This is a genomic window from Xanthomonas fragariae (assembly GCF_900183975.1).
Classification (GTDB): domain Bacteria; phylum Pseudomonadota; class Gammaproteobacteria; order Xanthomonadales; family Xanthomonadaceae; genus Xanthomonas; species Xanthomonas fragariae.
This window is the reverse complement of sequence record NZ_LT853882.1, coordinates 843164-866330: the sequence shown is the minus strand read 5'-3', so window position 1 is coordinate 866330 and position 23167 is coordinate 843164. Positions and strand designations below refer to the sequence as shown.

The following is a 23167-nucleotide window of genomic DNA, read 5'->3' as shown; positions in this document are numbered from 1 at the left end:
AGGCCATCCGGCGTGAAGCTCATGTTCCGGACGTTCGGATTGCAGCACCGGTTTTGGCACGCAGCTCCTCCAGTTCCAGCCCCTCCGCAGCCTCTACCAGCATCAAACCGGTCCCGGTGACATCAAACACCGCAAGGTCGGTAATGATGCGGTCGACAACGCCGACGCCCGTCAGCGGCAGGTCGCATTCGCGCAGGATCTTGTGGCTGCCGTCTTTGGCGACATGCTCCATCAACACCACGACGCGCTTGACGCCGGCAACGAGATCCATTGCACCGCCCATGCCCTTGACCATCTTGCCGGGCACCATCCAGTTGGCCAGATCGCCGTGCTCGGTGACCTGCATCGCGCCGAGGATCGCCAGGTCGATATGACCGCCGCGGATCATCGCGAACGAATCGTGGCTACCGAAATAACTCGCACCGGCGCGCGCAGTGACTGTCTGCTTGCCGGCATTGATCAGGTCAGCATCGACTGCATCTTCAGTGGGAAATGGGCCAATGCCAAGCAGGCCATTTTCCGATTGCAGCCACACGTCCACGCCATCGGGAATATGATTGGCCACCAGCGTCGGCAGGCCGATGCCCAAGTTGACGTAAGCGCCATCGGTCAGTTCGCGTGCCGCACGTTTGGCCATCTGATCTCTGGTCCAGGCCATCACTGCTGTCCTTCGCGCAGGGTGCGCTGTTCGATGCGTTTTTCCGGCGTGGCGTTGAGCACCAGGCGGTCGACATAGATGCCTGGCAGATGAACTTGATCGGGATCGATCGCGCCCAACTCCACGATTTCCTCGACCTCGGCGATGCAGACGCGACCGGCCATGGCGCAGGCCGGATTGAAATTGCGCGCGGTCTTGCGGAACACCAGATTGCCGGCCGTATCGCCGCGCCAAGCTTTGACCAGTGCAAGGTCGGCATGCAGAGCGGTTTCCAGCACGTAATGCTTGCCGTCGAATTCGCGGGTTTCCTTACCGTTGGCAACGATGGTGCCGTAGCCGGTCGCTGTGTAGAACGCTGGAATCCCGGCACCGCCAGCGCGCAGGCGTTCGGCCAATGTGCCTTGTGGGTTGAACTCCAGTTCGAGTTCGCCGGCCAGATATTGCCGCTCGAATTCCTTGTTTTCGCCCACGTAGGACGAAATCATCTTGCGGATTTGGCGGGTGGCCAATAATTGACCGAGCCCAAAGCCATCGACGCCGGCGTTGTTGGAGATCACCGTCAGACCGCTGATTCCACTGGCGCGTACGGCTGCAATCAATGCCTCCGGGATTCCACACAATCCAAAACCGCCGACCGCCAACGTTTGACCATCGGCCAGCACCCCATCCAGCGCCGCTTTGGCATCGGTATAGCGCTTACCGCTTGCCGCGCCACGTGCATCATTGCGCATCACTGCCCTCACCCGCTGGTGTGAAGCGCTCATTCTAGCCGCTGACTGTTCCCTGTCCTCGGTCGCAATTCTGCCATCCCCAAGACGCGGCGCAGCCGCTAAACTCATCCGTCCCCCACTCCAGGAATTGCCCATGACGCTACCCGCCTTCAAGGCCTACGATATTCGCGGCCGCGTGCCGGATGAACTCAACGAGGACTTGGCTCGCCGCATCGGCGTGGCGCTGGCGGCACAGCTGGATCAAGGGCCCGTGATTTTGGGCCATGACGTGCGCCTGGCCAGCCCCGGGCTGCAGGAAGCGCTCTCGGCCGGCCTGCGCGCCAGCGGCCGCGAGGTGATCGACATCGGCCTGTGCGGCACCGAGGAGGTCTATTTCCAGACCGATTACCTCAAGGCAGCTGGCGGCGTGATGGTCACCGCCAGCCACAACCCGATGGATTATAACGGCATGAAGCTGGTGCGCGAGCAGGCGCGACCGATCAGTTCCGACACCGGCCTTTTTGCGATCCGTGACACGGTTGCGGCCGATACGGCGGCGCCAGGCGAACCCACCGCCAGCGAGCAGAGCCGCACCGACAAGACCGCCTACCTGGAGCATCTGCTCAGCTACGTGGACCGCAGCACGCTCAAGCCGCTCAAGTTGGTGGTCAACGCCGGCAACGGTGGCGCCGGCTTGATCGTCGATCTGCTCGCGCCGCATCTGCCGTTCGAATTCGTGCGCGTCTTCCATGAGCCCGATGGCAACTTTCCCAACGGCATTCCCAACCCACTGCTTCCGGAAAACCGCGATGCCACCGCCAAGGCGGTCAAGGAACACGGCGCCGACTTTGGCATCGCGTGGGATGGCGACTTCGACCGTTGCTTCTTTTTCGACCACACCGGCCGCTTTATCGAAGGCTATTACTTGGTCGGTCTGCTGGCACAGGCCATTCTTGCCAAGCAACCGGGCAGCAAGGTCGTGCACGACCCGCGCCTGACCTGGAATACGGTCGAGATGGTCGAGGATGCCGGCGGCATTCCGGTGCTGTGCAAGAGCGGCCATGCCTTCATCAAGGAAAAGATGCGCAGCGAAAACGCCGTGTATGGCGGCGAGATGAGCGCGCACCACTACTTCCGCGAGTTCGCTTACGCCGACTCCGGCATGATTCCATGGTTATTGATTGCCGAGCTGGTGTCGCAGTCCGGTCGTTCGCTGGCGGATCTGGTCGAAGCACGCATGCAGAAGTTTCCTTGCAGCGGCGAGATCAATTTCAAGGTGGACGATGCCAAGGCAGCGGTCGCCCGTGTGATGGAACACTACGCCTCGCTGTCGCCGGAACTGGATTACACCGATGGCATCAGCGCGGATTTCGACCAATGGCGTTTCAACCTGCGCAGCTCCAACACCGAGCCGCTGCTGCGTCTGAACGTAGAAACGCGCGGCGATGCCGCCCTGTTGGAAACACGCACGCAGGAAATTTCTGATCTGCTGCGCGGTTGATTCATCCCCTTTCCCACCCATAGACGCACTTTGGAGTTTCCCCCGCCCATGAGCGACGTCCTACCTATTGTCCTATCCGGCGGTTCCGGCACACGCCTGTGGCCGTTGTCGCGCGAATCTTATCCGAAGCAGTTCCTGCCGCTGGTCGGCGAACACAGCATGCTGCAGGAGACGTGGCTGCGTTCTGCCCCGGTAGCTGCGCACGCTCCCATCGTGGTTGCCAATGAAGAACACCGTTTCATGGTCGCCGAGCAGTTGCAGCAGTTGGGCGTGAAGCCTTCGGCCATTTTGCTGGAGCCCAAGGGCCGCAACACTGCACCGGCCATTGCTGTTGCGGCGCTCGAAGCCACCCGTCACGGCGGCGACCCGCTGCTGCTGGTACTGCCGTCCGATCACGTCATTCGTGACGAGGCCGCTTTCCAGGCGGCCGTAACCGTTGCGGCGGCGGCGGCAGAACAGGGCAAGCTGGTCACCTTCGGCATCAAGCCGACCGCGCCCGAGACCGGCTACGGCTATATCAAGGGCGGTGCCGGCACGGGCGCGACCACGGTTGAGCGCTTCGTCGAAAAGCCCGATCTGGCCACCGCGCAAGGCTACTTGGCCAGCGGCGAATACTACTGGAACAGCGGCATGTTCCTATTCCGCGCCTCGCGTTACCTGGAAGAGCTGCGCAAGTTCCAGCCTGCCATTGCCGATGCCTGCCAGAAGGCGTGGGAAGGCGGCGAACGCGACGCCGATTTCATCCGTCTGAACAAAGAAGCGTTCGCGGCCAGCCCGTCGGATTCGATCGACTACGCGGTGATGGAAAAGACCGCTGATGCAGTGGTGGTTCCATTGGATGCCGGCTGGAACGACGTCGGCTCCTGGTCCTCGCTGCTGGACGTTTCCGAGCAGGATGGTCAGGGTAACGCGCACCACGGCGATGTCATCCAGCTGGATTGCCAGAACACCTACGCGTACGGCTCGCGCCTGATCGCCATGGTCGGCCTGGAAAATGTGGTGGTGGTGGAAACCGACGACGCGGTGCTGGTCGGACACCGAGACCGCATTCAAGACGTCAAGGAAGTTGTCAGACAGATCAAGTCGGCCGGCCGTTCCGAGGCGACGTGGCACCGCAAGGTCTCTCGTCCGTGGGGCCACTACCATGCGGTCGACATGGGTCAGCGGTTCCAGGTCAAGCGCATCACCGTCAAGCCGGGCGCCACGCTCAGCCTGCAAATGCATCACCACCGCGCCGAGCACTGGATTGTGGTGAGCGGAACGGCTGAAGTCACCCGTGGCGATGAAGTGCTGCTGCTGACTGAAAACCAGAGTACCTACATCCCGCTGGGCGTCACCCATCGCCTGAAGAACCCCGGCAAATTGCCGCTGGAACTGATCGAAGTGCAGTCCGGCAGCTACCTTGGGGAAGACGACATCGTGCGCTTCGAAGATACCTACGGACGCACTTGATCGTTCGCTTTCAGGACGCTGCGACACACGCAAACAGCCGGGAATTCCCGGCTGTTTGCGTGTAGGGCGTTTATTTGTCTCGGCGAGGAATGTTGTTGCCACCCACCTGAGTTACAACGTTACTACTTGGCAGCAGCCAGTTCGGCAATCACATGCTGCAAGCCGACTCGCCAATCCGGCAGCACGATATCGAAATCACGCTGCAGTTTTTCGATCGATAACCGCGAATAGGCCGGGCGTTTTGCCGGTGTCGGGTAGTCTGCGGTGGTGATCGGCACCACACGTGGCGCGCGCTGCAGCATGCCTGCATTGACCGCCTGCTCGAAGATCGTCTCGGCGAAGCCATGCCAGCTCGTCTGCCCTGCAGCAGTGAGGTTCCAGGTGCCCGACGTTTCGAGCGCGCGCTGGCGCAGCAACTGCGCAGTGATATCAGCAATCAGTGCAGCAGGCGTCGGTGTCCCGATCTGATCGGCGACCACGCGCAGCTCGTCGCGCTCGGCACCCACCCGCAACATGGTGCGCAGGAAATTCGCACCATGCGATGCGTAGACCCAAGCTGTGCGCAGAATCAGATGTTGCGCACCGGAGCGACGAATCGCTTGTTCGCCAGCGAGTTTTGTTTCGCCATACACGCCCAGCGGCGAGGTTTGCGCGTCCTCCGGATAAGGCGCGGTGCCCTGCCCATCGAAGACGTAGTCGGTTGAATAATGCACCAGTGGAACGTTGTGAGCGGCACACCATACTGCAATCACGCCTGGCGCCTGCGCGTTGGCACGCATCGCGCCATCGCGCTCCTGCTCGGCGCGATCCACTGCGGTGTAGGCAGCCGCGTTGACCACACACGCCGGACCAATCCGATCCAGCAAGGATGTCAGCGTTTGCGGCGCGTCAAAGTCTGCCGTTTCGCAAGCGCTGCCATCAGGCAACCGACCACTGCGGGTGGTTGCCTGCACAGCGCCTTCGACCGCCAGTGCGCGTAGCAGTTCCGTCCCAACCTGCCCGTTCGCACCAAACACCAATGTGGTCACGGCGTATACACCGGCAAGCGATCGACCGGCACATCGCCCAGGAACGGCGCATTGGCGTCTTTTGCAGACAGCAACGGATCGCTGATCGGCCAATCGATACCGATCGCAGCGTCATCCCAACGTACGCCGGCATCTGCTTCCTTGACGTAGACGTCAGTGCAGAGATAGCTGAACAGTGCTTTCTCCGAGAGCACTGCGAAGCCATGCGCAAAGCCTTCGGGTATCCAGACTTGACGTCGGTTTTCTGCACTTAGTATGACTGCAGTCCAATGTCCAAAGTTGGGGGATCCACTCCGGATATCCACCGCAACGTCGTATATCTCGCCTTCAAGCACGCTTACCAATTTGCCTTGCGGGCGAGGCCATTGATAGTGAAGACCGCGCAGCACACCCTTGGCGGAAGTGGAGACGTTACTTTGCACAAAATTCGTCGGGAGGCCGTGCTGTCCGAAGCGCTCCGCATTCCAGGTTTCGAAAAAACACCCCCGCTCATCACCAAAGACTGCTGGCTCGATGACGACGCAGCCAGGCAACGTCGTTTCAATCACCTTCAAAGGACGACCCCGCGCTTGGCTAATGCATTTAGATATTTTCCATAGTCATTTTTCGACAGTGGCGCTGCCAGCCGCTCCAACTGCGCAGCATCGATCCAGCCCTGGCCGAATGCGATTTCCTCCGGGCAGCACACCTGCAGACCCTGGCGCATCTGGATGGTTTCGATGAAATTGGACGCTTCGTGCAACGACTGATGCGTGCCGGTATCCAGCCACGCATATCCGCGCCCCAAGGGCTCAAGGTGCAGGTCGCCAGCATCGAGATAACAACGATTGAGATCGGTGATTTCCAGCTCGCCGCGTAGCGACGGTTTCAAGGCAGCGGCGTAGTCGCTGGCCTTTCCGTCGTAGAAATACAGACCGGTAACCGCATAATTGGAACGCGGCTGCGCCGGCTTTTCGGCAATGTCGATGACCTTGCCTTGCTGATCGAATTCGGCAACGCCATAGCGCTCAGGATCGTTGACCCAGTAGCCGAACACCGTTGCGCCTTGCTCGCGGGCATCGGCGCGACGCAAGGTATCGGTCAAACCGTGTCCATGGAAAATGTTGTCGCCTAACACCAGACAGCTCGGCTTGCCGTCGACGAAATCGCGGCCGATCAGATAGGCCTGCGCCAACCCGTCCGGGCTCGGTTGCACGGCGTACTGGATATTGACCCCCCACTGCGCACCGTCGCCCAGTAACGACTGGAACAGCGCCTGCTCGTGCGGCGTGTTGATGATCAAAATGTCACGAATGCCCGCAAGCATCAGCACGCTCAGCGGGTAATAAATCATCGGCTTGTCGTACACCGGCAGCAGCTGCTTGCTGACGCCCTTGGTGATCGGATACAGGCGCGTACCAGACCCGCCCGCCAAAATGATGCCTTTACGTTGTGTCATGAGGTATTCCTGTTAAAGCCCGCACACGAGTGCACAAACGCTTGCGAGGGGCTCGCTTATGCCGCGGCGCCGATGCGTTCCAGCCGATAGCTGCCATCCAGAACGCCCTGCACCCAAGCCTGGTTGGCCAGATACCACTGCACCGTCTGCGCGATACCCTGCTCGAAGGTGTACGCCGGCTCCCAGCCCAATTCGTTCTTCAACTTGGAAGCATCGATTGCATAACGGCGATCATGTCCAGGTCGGTCAGTGACGTAAGTGATCTGGCTCGCGCGCGGCTTGCCGTCTTCACGCGGGCGATACTGATCCAACAGCGCGCAGATCGCCTGGACGACCTCGATATTCTGGCGCTCGGAGTTGCCGCCCACGTTATAGGTCTCGCCGATCCGGCCTTTCGCGAGCACGGTGCGGATCGCTTCGCAGTGATCGCTGACGAACAGCCAGTCGCGCACTTGCTTGCCGTCGCCGTACACCGGCAGCGGCTCGCCTGCCAACGCCTTGGCAATCACCAGCGGGATGAGTTTTTCAGGGAAGTGGTACGGACCGTAGTTGTTCGAGCAGTTGGTAGTCAGCACCGGCAGCCCGTAGGTGTGGTGAAACGCACGTACCAGATGATCCGATGCCGCCTTGGATGCCGAATACGGCGAATTTGGCGCGTACGGCGTGGTTTCGGTGAACTTGCCGGTCTCTCCCAGCGTGCCGTAGACCTCGTCGGTGGACACATGCAGGAAACGGAACGCATCACGACGCACGTCCGGCAGTGCTTTCCAGTAATCGCGCACGGCCTCAAGCAAGGCCAAGGTGCCGACCACGTTGGTCTGAATGAACGCGCCAGGGCCTTCGATCGAGCGGTCCACATGGCTTTCGGCGGCGAAGTTCAGCACCGCGTCCGGCTGATGCTCCTGCAGCAGGCGGGTGACGAGCGCACCGTCGCCGATATCGCCCTTGACGAAGACATGGCCGGGATTTCCCTCCAACGGTGCCAACGTGTTCAGATTGCCTGCATAGGTGAGCGCGTCCAGATTGACCACGCGGATTCTGCGGGACACCGCCTCAAGAACAAAATTGCCGCCGATGAAGCCGGCACCGCCGGTTACTAGCCAAGTCGCCACTGTCTACCCTCTTGGTCGCGCGCGAACCGCGCTGCGTTTTCAGGCCTCACAGGATATACGGTCAGAGCAATATCGGGCCTAAGCATTGACCCAACGACGCATCCAAGTGCGCCGCCGCCGCATCCATACGCCATCGCATGGTGCACCTTGCCCGGTTAGAATGACGGCAATCCCGGGCCCGCCACCGCGGCCGGGCCTGCCCGCAATAGTTGAAGGATCTCGTACACGATGAAAATCCTCGTCGCCTACAAGCGCGTGGTGGACTACAACGTCCGCATTCAGGTCAAGCCGGACGGCTCCGGTGTGGTCACCGACGGCGTCAAGCTGTCGCCCAATCCGTTCGACGAAATCGCACTGGAAGAGGCGCTGCGCCTGCGCGACGCCGGTATCGCCACCGAAGTTGTCGTCGCCACACTGGCGCCGGCCGACGCTGCCGCCCATCTGCGTAACGGCCTGGCCATGGGCGCCAATCGCGCCATCCATGTGGTCACCGACGCGGCCGTCCAGCCGCTGACCGCAGCGCACACGTTGCTCAAGCTGGTCGAGAAAGAACAACCGGACCTCGTTATCCTGGGCAAGCAGGCAATCGACGATGATGCCAACCAGACCGGCCAGATGCTCGCCACGCTGTGGCGCCGCCCCCAGGCGACCTTTGCCGGCAAGCTGGTCGTCGCCGGTGGCAAAGCCACGGTGACCCGCGAAGTGGACGCCGGCCTGGAAACATTGGAAGTGGATCTGCCGGCGGTGATCACCACCGATTTGCGCCTGAACGAACCGCGCTTCATCAAGCTGCCTGACATTATGAAGGCCAAGAGCAAGCCACTGGAGACGTTGGCATTTGCCGACCTTGGCGTCGCTGTGCATGACAGCCTCAGCACCACGCACTACGCCGCGCCGTCCAAGCGCAGCCGCGGCATGATGGTCAAGGACGCCGCCGAACTGGTGGCCGCACTCAAGCAGAAGGGGTTGTTGTAATGGCCAAGGTTCTCGTTGTTGCCGAACATCTCAACGGCCAGCTCAATGCGGCCACCGCCAAGACCCTCAGCGCAGCACTGGCGGTGTCGGCCGAATCCATCGACGTCGTCGTGCTGGCGGCAGATCCGGCCACGGTTGCCGCCCAGGCCGCGCAGTTGGCGGGCGTTGCACGCGTGCTGACGGTGGCCAATGCTGCCAACGAACACGCCATCGCACAGGTGCTCGGCCCGCAGGTTGCCCAGCTCGCCGGTCAGGGTTACAGCCATGTCTTCGGTCCCTCTACGACCTTCGGCAAGGATCTGATGCCGGTCGTGGCAGCATTGCTGGGCGTCAACCAGGTCTCCGACCTGATGTCGATCGAAGATGCGCATACCTTCAAGCGCCCGATCTACGCCGGCAACGCGATCATCACGGTACAGGCGCCGGCCGACCAAATCGTGGTGGCGACCGTGCGCAGCGCCTCGTGGCCGGAAGCGGCGACTGGCGGGAATGCAGCGGTAGAGCCAGTCACGGTCGATGCAACGCTGCCGACACACTCCCGCTTCATCAGCCTGGCCGCAGGCAGCTCCGACCGTCCCGACCTGCAGAGCGCCAAACGCGTGGTCTCCGGCGGTCGCGGGGTCGGCTCGGCCGAGAATTTCCAGCATATCTACAGCCTGGCGGACAAACTCGGCGCCGCCGTCGGTGCCTCGCGCGCCGCGGTAGACGCGGGCTACGTGCCCAATGAGCTGCAGGTCGGCCAGACCGGCAAGATCATCGCGCCCGAGCTCTACGTCGCCATCGGCATCAGTGGCGCAATCCAGCACCTGACCGGCATCAAGGACGCGGGCACGATCGTGGCGATCAACAAGGATCCCGAATCGCCGATCTTCGAGATTGCCGATATTGGATTGGTGGGAGATCTGTTCGCGCTGTTGCCGGAGCTGAAAAAGGCGTTGGGCTAACGGCTACTCGCAGGGTTTACGACGACCGCCACAGCGGACGGTATACTGCGTTGTCAGCGTAGCCATGGCACTACCCGCCGCATTCACACCTGATGGGGCAGGCTACGGCCGGAGCGAGTGTTGATATGGAATGATCGTACAGCGCCGGTGGCCTTGTCGTTGTCCGGCGCTGTGTACGGGCAAAGTTGATAAATGGGAATTGGTAATTAAGTGATCATCGGTAACGGCCTGCTGGCCAGATCCTTCGAAGTAGATCGGCTCGCTAAGCACGATGCCACGGTATTCGCCTCTGGGGTGTCGAATTCGTCTGAAACCGATCCTGTGGCATTCGAAAGGGAAGCACGACTACTGGTGAAGGCCCTGGACGATGCTCAGGGCCGGTTCGTCTACTTCAGCACGTGCAGCGTGACAGACGTCGACCGCGCCGAAACCCACTACGTGCGCCACAAGCTGGAAATGGAACGGCTGATCACGCAACGGGGCGAGTATCTGATTCTGCGCCTGCCTCAGGTCGTGGGCCGCACCGACAACCCACACACCTTGTCCAACTACCTCGCCCGTGGTATCCGCAATGCGGCGCCTTTACGCATATGGGTCAAGGCAGTGCGCTGCCTGATCGACGTGGAAGATGTTTCCCGGTTGACCCATCACCTGATTGAGAACCGCCTCGAGACCAATGCCGTGCTCGATCTGGCTCCGCCAGAGAACATCACCTTGCTCGAGCTGGTCTCGCTGCTGGAAGCCACGTTGGGCAGGAAAGCAACGATCGATTTTGTGGACCGAGGGGGCGGTGCCACACCTGATTCGGCACCGTTTGTGCATTATGCAAAAGCCACCGGCATTGATTCCTCTCCCGGATACATCGCCAGGCTGATCCGCAAATACTACGGAACGAGTGATGCAACTTGATATTTCCGTCGTCATCCCGGTCTACGGCAGCGCGACCATCCTGCCCACGCTTGCAGAGAAACTCGAGGAGTCGCTGACGTCGCTTACCGACAAGTTCGAAGTCGTACTGGTGTACGACTGCAGTCCGGATAATTCCTGGCAGGTCATAACAGCGCTTTGCGCTTCCCGGCCCTGGCTAAAGGGAGTCCGGCTGCGCAAGAACGCGGGCCAACACAATGCGTTAATGGCTGGATTCGGTGTGGCGCGCGGCCGCTACATCGTCACCATGGACGACGATCTGCAGCATTCGCCAGCCGACATCGGGCGCGTCGTGGAAGAATTGCGTCGTGGAGCGGATGTCTGCTATGTGCAGTTCAAGAGCAGGCGACACGCTCTTTGGAAGCGCCTCGGCAGCCGGTTCAACGACCGCATGGCTTCGTGGCTGCTCTGCAAACCTCGCGGACTGTATCTTTCGCCATTTCGCGGCCTGATCAGAGAGGTGCGCGATCAGATATTGCGCTATGGCGGACCCTTCGTTTATATCGATGGGCTTATCGTTCAAAGCACCGACAACATCGCCACCATAGAAGCGGAGCACTACGCCCGAAGCGACGGCAAGTCTGGATACAGTCTGCGCAAATCAATTTCGCTCTGGATGCAGATGGCGACAAGCTTCTCGATTACGCCATTGCGGGTAGCCTCGCTGACGGGAATCGTCTCTTCCGGCCTCGGCTTCCTGTGCGCCATCGTGCTGATCTTTCAGAAGCTGCTTTGGCCACACACCGTGATCGGCTGGACCTCATTGATCGTCGCCGTATTGATCATGGGCGGCATCCAGCTCCTCGCGTTGGGCATTGTGGGAGAGTATGTAGGCCGTGTGCTGCTGAACGTCAGCAATCGTCCCCAATACATAAAGGGTCAGCAGCTCAACGTTGACCCAGAGCAAGAGAGCGTGCAGTGATACCGCAGCGCCATCACGCCCTGGCCGCACGCTTTCTTCGCTTTTGCATCGTTGGCGGCACCAGTACGCTCGCCTTCAGTGCGCTCACTTGGCTGGCTGTGTCAAAGCTCGGTATGAAGCCGACCATCGCGACGGCGCTTTGCTACGTAGTGTTGGTGCCAATCAATTTCGTCGCGCACCGCAGCTTTACGTTCGTGTCCTCTGGCCATCTGAGCTCTGAAGGCTTGCGCTTCATCTTGCTGCACAGCTTCAACCTCGCCCTCTCCATCATCGGAATGAACGTGGCTGTGAACAGCCTGCACCTGCATTACGCGTGGGGCATTGCGTTTTCGGCCGTCGTCGTGCCCGTCGTGGTATTTCTCGTGATGAACTTCTGGGTCTTCAAGCGCAACCGACGTCGCGGTCACATCTAAATCCAATCTACGCCGCAACTGCAACCAAACAAGCCATCGAATGCCCAACCTCCTTACCCGCAACGACGCTTTCCAACGCACCATGTTGTTCATCGCTTGCTCCATGGCGATCGTGATGCTGCTTTGGCTTCCCTTCGGCTTCAACATGATGGGACACATCGAGGAATGGGATCTTCTGAGCCTGTTCACGCGCCACGGCGTGTTCTATGTCGTCGGTGAGGGCGGGCCACTTCCCACCCACCGCATGCGGCCCCTCATGTTGTTGCCGAACGCGATCGCGCACCAACTATCCCCCGATTCCTTTTTCGCCATGCATCTGCTGCAGATGCTGGCCTTGGTGTTGAAGGGCGTGTGCGGCGGAATCATGGGCTGGTGGCTGCTGCGCTCGCGGCTATATGCCGTGTTGTTGGCGCTGCTGGTGGTCATCTATCCTGCCGACACAATGCAGCTGTCGTTCCGTTCCTTCCATATCAATTGGTCTGTCGGGTTGGCCTTGGCCGGCGTGATTGGGATCGTGCACGCATATGAAAGTGAGCAAATGGCCGGCAGGACCAGGGCCATCCTGTTGTCGCTTGCGTTCACCGCCATGTTCGTTATCGCCACGCTGATCTACGAGTTGGCATTGGGATACGCGATTTTGCCTCTGCTGTTACTGTGGTGTCGGTTGGGGTTGGTGGAAACGATCCGGGTGCTGTTACGCCGCTGGCACGTTTCGCTGGTCTGGTGCATTGGCGTCCTGGCTTGTGCGGCTTACATCTACTACGTTGCCAAACACGGCTCGACCTACCAGGGTGACGTGTTGAAGGGTCAGGCGGGTGGTATTGCCCTGCTCAAGGACCGCGCCCACGTGATGTTCTACACGGGCATCGGGCGCAGCGTGGTGGGCGGCTGGATCGACGCGGCGCGGATTCTCTTCGTCGAGTACCGTAGCTTCTGGTATCTCTCAGCCATTGCGTTGATGGCAGTGGCTCTGCTCCGCTACGTGCGCGAGCCTGCGTCAACGCCAACGTCGGGAAAGCACATCGGCGTACTCTGGTCGCTGCGGGTGCTCTTCACTGGCGTGGTGTTTGCTGCCGTCGGTTATCTTCCCTTTCTTGCGTCTCCAGCGCATACCAGCATCAGTCAACGCACCTTCCTTTTCGCTACGCCAGGCGGGGCACTGGCAACTGTGGCTCTGGTCATGCTCTTCTCTGGAGGGCGTCGAACCTTGGCGGTGCTGTTGGGAACCGTGCTGATCGTATTGGGCATGGCGGCGCAGATGTTCCAGTTCCATCACTACGAACAGATCTCCGATACAGAGCGCGAGGTCCTCAAGAACGTGGCGGTAAGCCTGCCGGACATTGCCAACGAGCGCGATCTCCTCATTCTCGATGGCTCCCACCGGATCAATAGCGTTTGGATGCTCCGGGAAAACATGATGAACGCGCTGACGTACTTGTACGGGAAGCCGATCAACCGGGTGCAGATCTGCAATCAGCCTGAGAACGACTGGCAACGCACGGATGAAAGAGGTCGCACCGGCCAATGTGCCGAGGACCCCGACCACTGGGAGTTCAGCTCAGGCGCAACCGTTGATGGGCCCGGCTATACGTCGCCGCCGCAAAGCGTTCTGTATCGCGCAGACAAGAGCACGACGCAGGTCGTACGCATTCCCGAAAACGGCATCGTGCCGCTGGTCGATGCACGTAAAGACGAGCTTTCGTTGCGCAACGACACCGTTTCGCGACGTTATCGCGCCATGCTCGATCCGCCTCCCTGGTTACTTGCTTTCGATCAGTTCCGCCACAGGGACCAAGAGCCGAGCTATAGATGGGATTTCGGCCGCTGGTGGAATTTGGACGTGCCTGCACCCGGTCGAGGATGGCAGGATGCCCAGTGGCAACCCGAAGGTTCCGCAGAACGTGCCTCGTTCTCGTGGAACGTGGTGGAGAATCCATGGCTTCAATTCCGCCTTAAACCCGCTGGCGGGACGTATCGGGTTCGCGGAAAGGTCAGGGCCATTGCGCCCGGGATACACCCCGAGCAGCTCGCCGTTTCAGTGAACGACCATGTGATCCCACTACGTTGGATCAATGCCAATGAATTTTACGGGGAATTGCCCTCGTCCTTCCTGAAGAATGGCGACAATCGGGCTACCTTCCTGCTCGCCGTCGATAATCACTCCTACGGAATCGGTATGGCTTTCGATTGGATCAAGGTCGCGCCAATAGAGTCGGCCAACTAAAAGACATGCGCACTCCTTCCCACATCATTAGCCGCCAGGATTCAAAATGATTACCGCAAACCACGGTATTAGGGTTGCCGTGCTGGCTGCCGTCTTATGCGTGTTACTTCCTGGCTGTACGGCGAGGGAGACCGAGTCTTCCCTGGATGCCGCTTCGATGAAACCCGCCATGCTTTCGGCAGGTAAGACAGTAGGTCCTGCTGATTTGCGGCCCTTTTTGACAAATGGCTGGTCCAGCGATGAACCATTCGGAGTATGGTCCATCGGCGAAGATTCGGGGCTTTTGGTGCGAATCGAGAAATCGGCGGCAGCGGGCACCCAGCTTGTCTTGCAGGTTGGCGGCCTATGGGCTCCGCAACGCCAATCCATGGAGGTCAGCATTCGCGTCAATGGCGGAAACTGGCAGCATCAAACGCTGACAGCATCCGCGCCAGAGCCGCAGCAGATCAGCGTTGCCTTGCCAACGTTGGCGGCTGGCGATGAGGTCAGCGTCGAACTGCACTACGATCGCCCCGCCTCCCCAGTTGAACTTGGACTGTCTTCGGACACGCGTACTCTGGGCATCTCACTCAGGTCTTTGCAGCTGGCAGTCCGCACGCCCTAGTAGCCGCTGGCCATGGTTGGGCAAGCCACCAAGTACACTTGCACCTGACTCACTAGATGTAGTTGTTGGGCGCCTCTGAACGTGGCTGACAGCGCGCGCGGTGGAGCATTGAAATTTCCAGGTCAACCATTTGGTCGTATGCCTGCCGACCAATCAACAGCCTGCGTCACGTCAGACTCAACGTGACGCAAATCGTCTGGCCGCATCAATCATCCTACTTCAAGCTTCTCTGCGTCTGCGCCGTACATACGCGCAGATAGATCACCAAGCCCAGCAAGCTGCCGAGCTTCGCTCAGCCCTCTTCCAGCATCCATTCCAGGGTTTTGCGCAGCGGCGGAGACGTCCAACTTCCTGCAAGTTCCTGCAGCAACCGGTTATCGCCGCATAGCATCTTGACTTCATTGCTACGGACGAACTTCGGATTCACCGAGACTTCCAACGAATGGCCAGTGATCTGTGTGCACAGGTCGATCACGTCCCGAAGGGAATAGGCCGTTCCGGAGCACACATTGACCGTACGACCGATGGCGTCGGATGACTGCAACAGCTTGCCGTAGGCGGATGCCACCGCCCTGACGTCGCCGAAATCACGCGACACATCCAGATTTCCCAACTCGATCCGCGGCTCCCGCCTGACAAAGTGCGAGACGATCTTGGGGATCAGGAAGTTTTCCGACTGCCCCCTGCCGGTGTAGTTGAACGGCCGGACCACGATGATGGGCAACCGACTCTGCCAAAGCCGAATCACGTACTCCATGCTCAGTTTGCTGATGGCGTAATCGTTTGCCGGCGTCGGGACCACCGACTCGTCCAAGCGTCCCTCCGAGGAGTTGCCATAAACGTTGGCGCTGCTGGCGATAAGCAGGCGTCGAGGAGAGATTGCAGCCTCGTCCACTGCCTGCAGCAAGTGGCGCGTACCCACCAGATTTACATTGTAGAAATCATCCGCACTACCGTGCCCCACGAACGCAAGCGCGGCCAGGTGGATGATGATGTCCGGACGGGTCGCTTTCAGCGCCTCACGCAAAGCGTCCTGATTACGCAGGTCGGCCAGGTAATGGCGGTCAACCGGCGCCAGGGCGCCGGCCCAGCGCGGCGCGGGTTGATCCGACCCGCCAAGCCCCAGCACTTCGCAGCCCAGGTTTTTTAGTTCATCGGCCACATAGCGGCCGGTAAAACCGGACGCACCAGTGACCAATACCCGCTTTCCAGCAATATCAGAAGGAAGCACCACGTTCGTTCCTCTTCAGATCTGCTTCCACCATCATTTGACAAAGCGACTCCAGGCTCGTCTCAGGACGCCAGCCCAGTACGCGCTCGGCCTTTTCTGGATTGCCGATGAGTAATTCCACCTCGGCAGGACGATGGAACTTCGGATTGATTTTCATCACCGTCTTACCCGTCTGCACATCCACAGCAATCTCGTCCACATCACTGTTGCGGAACTCGACATCGATCCCGGCGCCCTTGAACGCCATGCTCACAAAATCACGCACGGTCTCGGTGCGATTCGTCGCAAGCACAAATGTGTCCGGCTCGTCTGCCTGAAGCATCCGCCACATTCCTTCGACATACTCGCGTGCAAAACCCCAATCCCGCTTCGCGTCGAGATTACCCAGCTCCATGCAGTCCAGCAGGCCGAGCTTGATCTTCGCGACGGAGTCGGTGATCTTGCGCGTCACGAACTCGCGTCCACGCAGTGGGCTTTCGTGATTGAACAAGATGCCGCTCGAACCGAAGATGTCGTAGCTTTCGCGGTAATTAACGGTCATCCAGTGCGCATAAAGCTTGGCCACGCCATAAGGACTACGCGGATAGAACGGCGTGGTCTCGATCTGCGGAACCGCCTGCACCTTGCCGAACATTTCCGAAGTCGACGCCTGGTAAAAACGAATATCCCGATTAACCTGGCGGATCGCTTCGAGCAGGTGAACCGGACCGATACCGGTAATCTGCGCGGTAGTCGTCGGCTGGTCGAACGACACACCGACGAAACTCTGAGCAGCCAGATTGTAGACCTCTGTGGCGCCAGCGCTTTCAAGCATGCGGATGCTTGAACCCAGATCGGTCAAATCGTATTCGATCAGATGAAGGTTCGGGTGGGCTGCGATTCCCAGCTCCTCGATCCGCCAGAAATTGACGGAACTCGTTCGGCGATAGGTGCCGAACACACGATACCCCTTGTCCAGGAGCAATTGGGCCAGGTAAGCCCCGTCCTGACCAGAGATTCCAGTAATCAACGCAGTCTTCATTAACACAGTCTCTTATTTACGAAATAGTTCCAGTTCCAAGCCTGGCGCAGCAGGCTCGCGTCGATGGCGTTACCGTCACTGCATAGTGAGCGGCTTTCCATCTTTGCCGCAAAGGGTCGGCTTGCCCTGATCTTTGCAGCTATTAAACGGGCCGTAGTCCAACGGCTGGATCTTGTAGTCGCTGTACCATGCGACCGCCTCCTGTACGAGACCGAAGCGCAGCGTGTTGCCTGCCACGGCCTGGGCCGGAACCTCAGCGACGACGTCAGCAGATCCGCCAGCAGGGATACCCTGCGGCGGCAGCGGAACGCGCACGAACTCCTGTTTTACCATCGCACCGGCACCATCAACCAGCGAAACGGCGAGGTTGACCGGCATCTTGCCTTTCGAGTTAACCGCGACTTTTCCGGTATTGGTGACATTGACCACAACTTTCAGGATCTCACCGTTTTTAAACAGCACAGGCTCAGCCGATACAGCGTATCGAGCACCCACCTGGTCCTGCGGGATTGGGGCCGAGATGCCTTCAACTTCCGGAGCCGCCGCCGCAGACTGCTGCGCGTCGGCTGACTGCTGGGCGTTGTTGTTCGGGGATTTGGAGCAGCCAGTGACAACGATCGCCGCAGCAAGCGCGATGGCTGCGCCAACGACACGACGGGATTTCTTCATTTTTTTCATGATTGAGGACTTTTTATGAATGGATAAGTTTTTCATGGCGAGCCCGCCTCTACGTGCACGCTGGCACGCGCAGGCATAAAGCCCCTGTGTTTGAACCAGCAAACGGATTCTTGGACCAGATCAATTTCCAGCTGATACTCCCCGGGAACGTCAGGCGTACGGATAATCATCTCATGGATACCGGATGACGACGGGCGTACTACATCCTCCAGAAAATGACGAGCCTGCTCGACCAGCTCCAGCGAAGGGTCGGACGAATGCCAGAAATAGCCCAGATATATTCCAAATGGCTTGATAGTGCGGTCAGACGGGCTGAGCCAGGGGAAATCCCCCTCATTGGTAAGCTGAACGCGCAAGGGAATCACGTTCGAGGCCTCCACAACGCTGAGATCAGCGTCAACCACGGCCGCGGAACCCTGGAATGCCGTGTCAGGCAGGGGCTCTGTATAAGGATACGGCCCGACCGTTTCGCCGGTGATCCGGGCATGCGAGTCCAGCTTCTGGTCGTCAAGAACTGCCAGCGCCACATCCACCCAGCGATCCCCCTTCAGGCCGGCGCGAACGTCGATCCGCTGCAGCTCGCTGCCGAGCGGGGAGTCGGCGTCCACCCTCATGCTCGCTATCGCGTCTGCCACCCTGTCGCGGAAATCGGAGAAGACGCGATGGGTGCGCAATAGCCGCGCATACTGCTCCGCCGCCGCGAAGGGGGATAGCGAAGGTCGGCCGGCCAAGTCGGCACATTCCTCCGCCCAGCGGCCATACGACTGTGAACACTGCGCCAGGTGCAGCAGCAGTTCCGCCAACGCGGTTGCGCAGCCACCATCGGGAGCGATCTTTTTCACACAGCCGGGAAGCTCGGCATACCAGCCATGGTCGGACACGATTGTCGGAAGCCCGGCCTGCATGGCCTTGGAGACCACAGCAGACGCTTCGCCCATGGTGGGCTGCCGCAAGGCGATCATCAGGTCGGCTCGTTCGAACACCTTGCAGAAATTCTCGTCGTCGACACGGCCATGGTTGATCAGTCGTACGTTGCGCAGCCTTGTTAACGCCTCGAGCTGGCGCGCCACCGCGGGCTCGACTTCCCCTGCGATCTCCAGCGTGAGCGGCTCGTCCAGAGCCTTGTCGATCATGACCAGCGCCTGCACGACCCAATCGAAGCGGCGGTTCACCTGACCTCCGCCAAGAAGCGCGATGGTATTCAGCTGGCCGCGAACGCGATGGGGTGCAACGAGCGGATAAAGCTGGGGCACCACGGTGACGGGGAGCCAAGGAAAATCCCGTGCTATCCGATCCGCAGAGTACTGGGAATGCACGACCATTTCAGTCGCATACTGGGTTGCGATCTGATGAAGCGGGTAATCAACTACTTGGTCGCGGCTCCATATCGGCGTGCCGAGACGAAGGGCCACCGTTGCAGCTCTGACCTGTGAGGTTGAATGCCACTTTTCCAGCAAGCCGGCGTAATTGGCGCTGTCCAGTCGACCCGCATCGCTCAACACGCCAGCCGCCATCTGGTGAAGCACCAGATCATGCAAATGCACGATGCCCGGCACGGCAGCCATGAGTGGCAGCATCCAGCCGTGGAACGTCGGATGGTTTCCCATTTGATAGACGACCGCATCCGCCGTGCGGAGGCTGGCAACGATCTGCGATGCGCCTTGCTGCTCGACATCCGCGGCGGTGACTGTATCAACCGACAAGCCACAATCACGCAACATATCGACTAGGCCAGCCGCGTACTCCGCAATGCCGGACCGGTCGGGCGGCTGGGGACCGACCATTGCGACTCGGAACGGAGCACTCAAAGCCGGCTCTCCACGAGGCGACGGATCACACGGTCCCAGGTGATGGTCTCGCTGAGGCGATGGCCTTCCTCAGCCAACATGCGAAGCTGCGCGGGCGTCTTGGCATAGCAGTCCAACAGGCTCTCGGCGATGGCCTCCGGGGTCGGACCGGTCACCCAGCCGCTGCCGGTGGACCGCACGATACGGCACACTTCGCCGCTGTCATCGACGGTGATGACCGGCTTATGCGCGGCGAAACTCTCGAGAGTCGCGAAGCCATAGTCCTCGTCGACCGGCGAGTAGAACACTGCGCGACAATTGGCGATCAGCTCAAGCAAGCGGGCATCTTCGATGAAACCAGCCAGCTCGACCCTTTTTTCCAGGCCCAGCTCGCGCACTAGCGGCGCCAGCGAGCGTGCGTAGTCGCTTGCGCCGGTTCCGGCGATGACAACCTTCGCATGCGGTACGTGCTGGGCTGCCTGAATCAACAGGTCCGGCCGCTTGATCGATTCAAGACGACCGATGCACAGCACGAAATCCCCGTACTCGCCCGACTTGATGTGCGGCGCCAGCTTGGATGGCGGATAGAGCACTTCCGAAGATAGGCCGCAATACTGCGTCAGCCGGTCAGTAACTGTCTGAGAAATTGTGAAACGCGAGTGGATGTCGGACAGCATGTCCTTATCCGACACACGCAATGCATCGCGCACAGCAGACTCCCTGCTGCTCAGATAGGGCTGATCGAAGCGCGTGTGCGCGAGGTCGTAAAGCACCCTGTGCTGGTGCACAAGCCACAGCGTTTTGTTGGCATGCGACGCCGCGTACGTTGGAAACTTGGTGCAGATGCACAGGTCAATCTTCTGTCCGTTGCTCTCGTTGAGGTCCAGCAGTCGCCAGGAAAGCATCGCGGAGAGGATCTCGGTTTCCGGATACCACTTGTAGGGCAGTTGCACCAGTTCAGCGACGACGTGGCGCTGCATGCCCCACAGATTGATCTGCCGCACCAACTCTTCATTGAGGAGCTCGGCGCCTCCGCGAACAAACGGCACCTGCGCGCCGAGTACGATAATTCTTTTCAAAACTGAGTCCCCTTTCGATATTGCCCTTGCCGCTGCGAAGACTTCCGTCAATTACTGCTCGGGTTTCCTTACTCGGCGCCCAATTTGGTCGAGCGCGGCCAGCCGCTTCTCCAGCGCCGCCTCGGCAGGACTTGGCAAGTCTCCGCCATAAACGATGGCATTGGCCGGTTCCGTCTTTCTTGGCACTATCTGTGCCGAAGGATTATCACGCCTGAGAACCTTGGTGGTAACCCATCTGAGCGGCGCGGTGACGCGCCAAGACCGGCTGGTATAGAACTCGGCAATGAGCTCCTCTAGCGCACTGACGGAGTACTCAAGCTCGCGGACCCGGGCGCGCGCCGTTTCCACGTCCTGATTGCGCTGCGACAGATTTGCCTGCAGCTCCTTCAGTCGACGCCGGTCGTGTTCGCCTGATGTTTCGAAACGCTCGATCCGCTGCAGGAGGGAGGCGACAGTGGATTGAAGCTCCGCAATGTCGGCTTCCAAGCGTCCATTGGACAGCTGCTTTTGAGCTATTTCTTCCTGCAACTGGTCTCGCTCTGCAGTCAGTCTGCCGACATTGGCCGCCAACAACTCTGCAAGCTCGCAAGCGCGCTGTCGTTCTTCCAGCTCAATCTCAAGCTCGGCGATGCGGTCGGACAGCTGCAGGTTGTTGGCCTCGAACTTGGCGGCGCGCGCTTGGAGTTCGGCGGCCTGTTCGCGGAACCCGTTCCTGCTCGCCTCGGCCTCAACAGCCCGGGCCTCCAGTGTCGCTGCCTGCTCACTCAGCTGGCGGGCGCTTTGTTCCAAATCCTTCGCGTGCTCTTCGAGCTCTTTGGACCACTCCGCCATACGACGGCTATTTTCCTCCAGATCGTGGTAACGGTTAGCCGCCATCTCGAGCTCGAGCTGAAGCGCGACAAACTTTTCCTGACCCTGTTGCGCATCGTCGCGGACGCGCGCCAGCGAAGACTCGCTTGCCATCAATGCAGCGTGTTCGTGTTCACTCTGCATGTACAACGCACGCACATGCCCGCTGTAGGTGCGCAGGGATTGCTGCAGGTACTGATAGATCGACATCCACTCCGGCACTTCATCGGACACCGGCTCCGGCGACGCCAGATTGTCCTGCAGTTCCTGAAAGGTCCAGCGCGCCCGTGCCCGCCCAAACAAGCGAACGAATGCATTCCGATATCGGAAAGGCAGCGACATCAGATCCAGCGCCGGTTCGCGGCTCGGGCTGGTAGGCACGATGCGGCGTTCGAGAATCTCCTTCACGGTAATCAGGAAAGCCAGCAGCGGATCGTCCAGCCAGGAACTATCTGTAGCCTCGGGGGAAATGGCACCGTAATCAATCAGCACGGCATGCCCGTCTTGGGTCATGAGCACGTTCCAGCAGCGCACATCGTTGTGATATAGCCGTGCGCGCTCAAGCGCCACTAGCTGATCCAACAGCTCCGATACGACCCGGTCGGCATCGTAGAGCGTCTCATCGTCGATCAGCTCCGAAAGCAAGCGGCCTTTCATCATCTCCCTGGCCAGGAAAAGGTCGAAGCGGTCGTCCAGCGCTGCGATCAGCCGAGGAGCGCCGTAACCATCGGGAGGGTTTCGGAGGAAATCGACCTCATTGCGGAACTCTTTGAAATTGATCTGCGCGCGGTCGCCCATACCGAGCGTCATCTTTTTCACGAAGACGCCGCCACCGAAGTAATACCGCCTGCTGTATTGGTGAGTGCCCATGCCATGGGCATGCGACTCCGACGACCAGGAATCGAATTTCCCGACGACCTCGTCCACGTACCAGAACCTGCTACTCGCAAAGTACAGCGGCCGCGCGATCGCCGACAGGTGGGTCGTCTGGCGCGACAAAAGCCGGGTAAAGGCATAGCCTGCCAACAGTTCCGCTGGCTCGCTCGGTAGAGAACCGGCCCAATAGAGCGGCTCCTCGCGCAAGGCCATCTCGAAGATGCCCGCTTCGGTGGAATCAGCAAGCTTCTGGCACAGCCCGTTGACGCGTGCAATGCCTTGGGCATGCACGAGGTGATGGAACACGCTCAGGCCCAGCACCAGGTCGTATGCCCTGTCTTCTAGCCGCTCGATCACTTCCTCAACCGTTGCGTGTTCGAAGGTGGCTTCAAGTGCAGAGTTGTCGCGAACGAGCGCCTGGCACAGCGCAATGTTCCGATCAAGGAAATCCACACCATGGACCCGGTGACCATCCGCCGCCAAACTCAAGGAGAAAAAGCCCTGTGCACAGCCGAGGTCAAGCACGCGGAGTGGGCGTCCGAGCGCATCCTGCATCCGCTTCGCGCACTGTGCAATCAGGGTAAGCCGGTCTTCGCACCCCCTCGAGCTACCCTCCGAAAGCTCTGGGTGCCCAAAGATCGGCTGATACTTTTCCGGCAGCGCCGTCACCAACGCGCTGATACTTTCTGATTCGGTCATGACTCTCTGGTCTCTGAGTTGATATGAGAACGCCAGAGG

At 60.0% G+C, this 23167-nt stretch carries 21 protein-coding genes; 9 read left to right on the top strand and 12 right to left on the bottom strand.

Annotation, left to right across the window (positions count from 1 at the left end; all coding sequences use genetic code 11):
• Window positions 1–19: 19 nt before the first annotated feature.
• Both PD885_RS03990 and PD885_RS03985 read right to left on the bottom strand, forming a co-directional pair.
• The gene (locus PD885_RS03990; protein ID WP_002813974.1) at window positions 20–658 is read right to left on the bottom strand and encodes a 3-oxoacid CoA-transferase subunit B; all 639 of its coding nucleotides are present in this window, start codon (window positions 656–658) and stop codon (window positions 20–22) included.
• Window positions 658–1389: a CoA transferase subunit A gene (locus PD885_RS03985; RefSeq protein WP_002813977.1), complete on the bottom strand. Its 732-nt coding sequence runs from the start codon at window positions 1387–1389 to the stop codon at window positions 658–660. Before PD885_RS03985 ends, PD885_RS03990 begins: the two co-directional genes overlap by 1 nt.
• 133 nt (window positions 1390–1522) lie before the next feature.
• On the opposite strand from PD885_RS03985, the gene PD885_RS03980 reads away from it, so the two are divergent.
• Entirely contained in the window at window positions 1523–2869 is a 1347-nt protein-coding gene (locus PD885_RS03980) for a phosphohexomutase domain-containing protein (protein ID WP_002813980.1), read from the top strand.
• Between the two features lie 48 nt (window positions 2870–2917).
• The gene (locus PD885_RS03975; protein ID WP_002813986.1) at window positions 2918–4321 is read left to right on the top strand and encodes a mannose-1-phosphate guanylyltransferase/mannose-6-phosphate isomerase; all 1404 of its coding nucleotides are present in this window, start codon (window positions 2918–2920) and stop codon (window positions 4319–4321) included.
• A gap of 122 nt (window positions 4322–4443) precedes the next feature.
• Here PD885_RS03975 and rfbD read toward each other — a convergent pair whose 3' ends face one another.
• From rfbD to rfbB, 4 genes are read right to left on the bottom strand one after another with little or no spacing between them, the layout of a single operon-like run.
• A complete protein-coding gene (gene rfbD, locus PD885_RS03970; protein ID WP_002813988.1) occupies window positions 4444–5349 on the bottom strand; it encodes a dTDP-4-dehydrorhamnose reductase in 906 nt (301 codons plus the stop codon).
• A complete protein-coding gene (rfbC, locus tag PD885_RS03965) occupies window positions 5346–5903 on the bottom strand; it encodes a dTDP-4-dehydrorhamnose 3,5-epimerase (RefSeq protein WP_002813989.1) in 558 nt (185 codons plus the stop codon). Before rfbC ends, rfbD begins: the two co-directional genes overlap by 4 nt.
• The gene (gene rfbA / locus PD885_RS03960) at window positions 5900–6787 is read right to left on the bottom strand and encodes a glucose-1-phosphate thymidylyltransferase RfbA (protein WP_002813991.1); all 888 of its coding nucleotides are present in this window, start codon (window positions 6785–6787) and stop codon (window positions 5900–5902) included. Before rfbA ends, rfbC begins: the two co-directional genes overlap by 4 nt.
• Window positions 6788–6843: 56 nt before the next feature.
• Window positions 6844–7899, bottom strand: coding sequence for a dTDP-glucose 4,6-dehydratase (gene rfbB, locus PD885_RS03955; RefSeq protein WP_002813993.1), 1056 nt, complete (start codon window positions 7897–7899; stop codon window positions 6844–6846).
• 228 nt (window positions 7900–8127) lie between these two features.
• Between rfbB and PD885_RS03950 the strand changes: the two genes are divergently transcribed.
• The 7 genes from PD885_RS03950 (at window position 8128) to PD885_RS03920 (ending at window position 14908) form a co-directional block, all read left to right on the top strand.
• Window positions 8128–8874, top strand: a complete 747-nt coding sequence (locus PD885_RS03950) for an electron transfer flavoprotein subunit beta/FixA family protein (RefSeq protein WP_002813995.1) — start codon at window positions 8128–8130, stop codon at window positions 8872–8874.
• Complete coding sequence (locus tag PD885_RS03945) at window positions 8874–9818, top strand: electron transfer flavoprotein subunit alpha/FixB family protein (RefSeq protein WP_002813997.1); 945 nt, start codon at window positions 8874–8876, stop codon at window positions 9816–9818. Before PD885_RS03950 ends, PD885_RS03945 begins: the two co-directional genes overlap by 1 nt.
• A 210-nt stretch (window positions 9819–10028) precedes the next feature.
• Window positions 10029–10727: an NAD-dependent epimerase/dehydratase family protein gene (locus PD885_RS03940; protein WP_002813999.1), complete on the top strand. Its 699-nt coding sequence runs from the start codon at window positions 10029–10031 to the stop codon at window positions 10725–10727.
• A complete protein-coding gene (locus tag PD885_RS03935; RefSeq protein ID WP_002814001.1) occupies window positions 10717–11667 on the top strand; it encodes a glycosyltransferase family 2 protein in 951 nt (316 codons plus the stop codon). Before PD885_RS03940 ends, PD885_RS03935 begins: the two co-directional genes overlap by 11 nt.
• Window positions 11664–12080: a GtrA family protein gene (locus PD885_RS03930; protein WP_002814002.1), complete on the top strand. Its 417-nt coding sequence runs from the start codon at window positions 11664–11666 to the stop codon at window positions 12078–12080. The genes PD885_RS03935 and PD885_RS03930 overlap by 4 nt, the downstream gene beginning before the upstream one ends.
• Before the next feature lie 40 nt (window positions 12081–12120).
• Window positions 12121–14304, top strand: a complete 2184-nt coding sequence (locus PD885_RS03925) for a hypothetical protein (protein ID WP_002814006.1) — start codon at window positions 12121–12123, stop codon at window positions 14302–14304.
• A gap of 46 nt (window positions 14305–14350) precedes the next feature.
• Window positions 14351–14908, top strand: a complete 558-nt coding sequence (locus PD885_RS03920; RefSeq protein WP_002814008.1) for a hypothetical protein — start codon at window positions 14351–14353, stop codon at window positions 14906–14908.
• A 292-nt stretch (window positions 14909–15200) separates the two neighbouring features.
• On the opposite strand, the gene PD885_RS03915 is transcribed toward PD885_RS03920, so the two are convergent.
• The 6 genes from PD885_RS03915 to PD885_RS03890 form a co-directional block, all read right to left on the bottom strand.
• A complete protein-coding gene (locus tag PD885_RS03915; RefSeq protein WP_108772754.1) occupies window positions 15201–16142 on the bottom strand; it encodes an NAD-dependent epimerase/dehydratase family protein in 942 nt (313 codons plus the stop codon).
• Entirely contained in the window at window positions 16126–17160 is a 1035-nt protein-coding gene (gene gmd / locus PD885_RS03910) for a GDP-mannose 4,6-dehydratase (RefSeq protein WP_002814017.1), read from the bottom strand. Before gmd ends, PD885_RS03915 begins: the two co-directional genes overlap by 17 nt.
• 75 nt (window positions 17161–17235) lie before the next feature.
• Complete coding sequence (locus tag PD885_RS03905) at window positions 17236–17874, bottom strand: hypothetical protein (protein ID WP_002814019.1); 639 nt, start codon at window positions 17872–17874, stop codon at window positions 17236–17238.
• A complete protein-coding gene (locus PD885_RS03900; RefSeq protein ID WP_002814022.1) occupies window positions 17871–19622 on the bottom strand; it encodes a glycosyltransferase in 1752 nt (583 codons plus the stop codon). The genes PD885_RS03905 and PD885_RS03900 overlap by 4 nt, the downstream gene beginning before the upstream one ends.
• Before the next feature lie 20 nt (window positions 19623–19642).
• Window positions 19643–20704 (bottom strand): glycosyltransferase family 4 protein, encoded by a 1062-nt coding sequence (locus PD885_RS03895; RefSeq protein WP_040763015.1) that lies wholly within the window; start codon window positions 20702–20704, stop codon window positions 19643–19645.
• 51 nt (window positions 20705–20755) lie between these two features.
• A complete protein-coding gene (locus tag PD885_RS03890; protein ID WP_002814026.1) occupies window positions 20756–23128 on the bottom strand; it encodes a class I SAM-dependent methyltransferase in 2373 nt (790 codons plus the stop codon).
• Between the last annotated feature and the right edge of the window lie 39 nt (window positions 23129–23167).

What these genes read in the sequence shown, in the direction of transcription:
- PD885_RS03920 (WP_002814008.1), top strand. Translation starts at nt 14,351, where the DNA reads ATGATTACCGCAAACCACGGTATTAGGGTTGCCGTGCTGGCTGCCGTC.
- PD885_RS03975 (WP_002813986.1), top strand. Translation starts at nt 2,918, where the DNA reads ATGAGCGACGTCCTACCTATTGTCCTATCCGGCGGTTCCGGCACACGC.
- PD885_RS03950 (WP_002813995.1), top strand. Translation starts at nt 8,128, where the DNA reads ATGAAAATCCTCGTCGCCTACAAGCGCGTGGTGGACTACAACGTCCGC.
- PD885_RS03990 (WP_002813974.1), bottom strand. Translation starts at nt 658, where the DNA reads ATGGCCTGGACCAGAGATCAGATGGCCAAACGTGCGGCACGCGAACTG.
- rfbA (WP_002813991.1), bottom strand. Translation starts at nt 6,787, where the DNA reads ATGACACAACGTAAAGGCATCATTTTGGCGGGCGGGTCTGGTACGCGC.
- PD885_RS03980 (WP_002813980.1), top strand. Translation starts at nt 1,523, where the DNA reads ATGACGCTACCCGCCTTCAAGGCCTACGATATTCGCGGCCGCGTGCCG.
- PD885_RS03945 (WP_002813997.1), top strand. Translation starts at nt 8,874, where the DNA reads ATGGCCAAGGTTCTCGTTGTTGCCGAACATCTCAACGGCCAGCTCAAT.
- PD885_RS03985 (WP_002813977.1), bottom strand. Translation starts at nt 1,389, where the DNA reads ATGCGCAATGATGCACGTGGCGCGGCAAGCGGTAAGCGCTATACCGAT.
- PD885_RS03925 (WP_002814006.1), top strand. Translation starts at nt 12,121, where the DNA reads ATGCCCAACCTCCTTACCCGCAACGACGCTTTCCAACGCACCATGTTG.
- PD885_RS03900 (WP_002814022.1), bottom strand. Translation starts at nt 19,622, where the DNA reads ATGGTCGGTCCCCAGCCGCCCGACCGGTCCGGCATTGCGGAGTACGCG.
- PD885_RS03890 (WP_002814026.1), bottom strand. Translation starts at nt 23,128, where the DNA reads ATGACCGAATCAGAAAGTATCAGCGCGTTGGTGACGGCGCTGCCGGAA.
- PD885_RS03935 (WP_002814001.1), top strand. Translation starts at nt 10,717, where the DNA reads ATGCAACTTGATATTTCCGTCGTCATCCCGGTCTACGGCAGCGCGACC.
- PD885_RS03905 (WP_002814019.1), bottom strand. Translation starts at nt 17,874, where the DNA reads ATGAAAAACTTATCCATTCATAAAAAGTCCTCAATCATGAAAAAAATG.
- gmd (WP_002814017.1), bottom strand. Translation starts at nt 17,160, where the DNA reads ATGAAGACTGCGTTGATTACTGGAATCTCTGGTCAGGACGGGGCTTAC.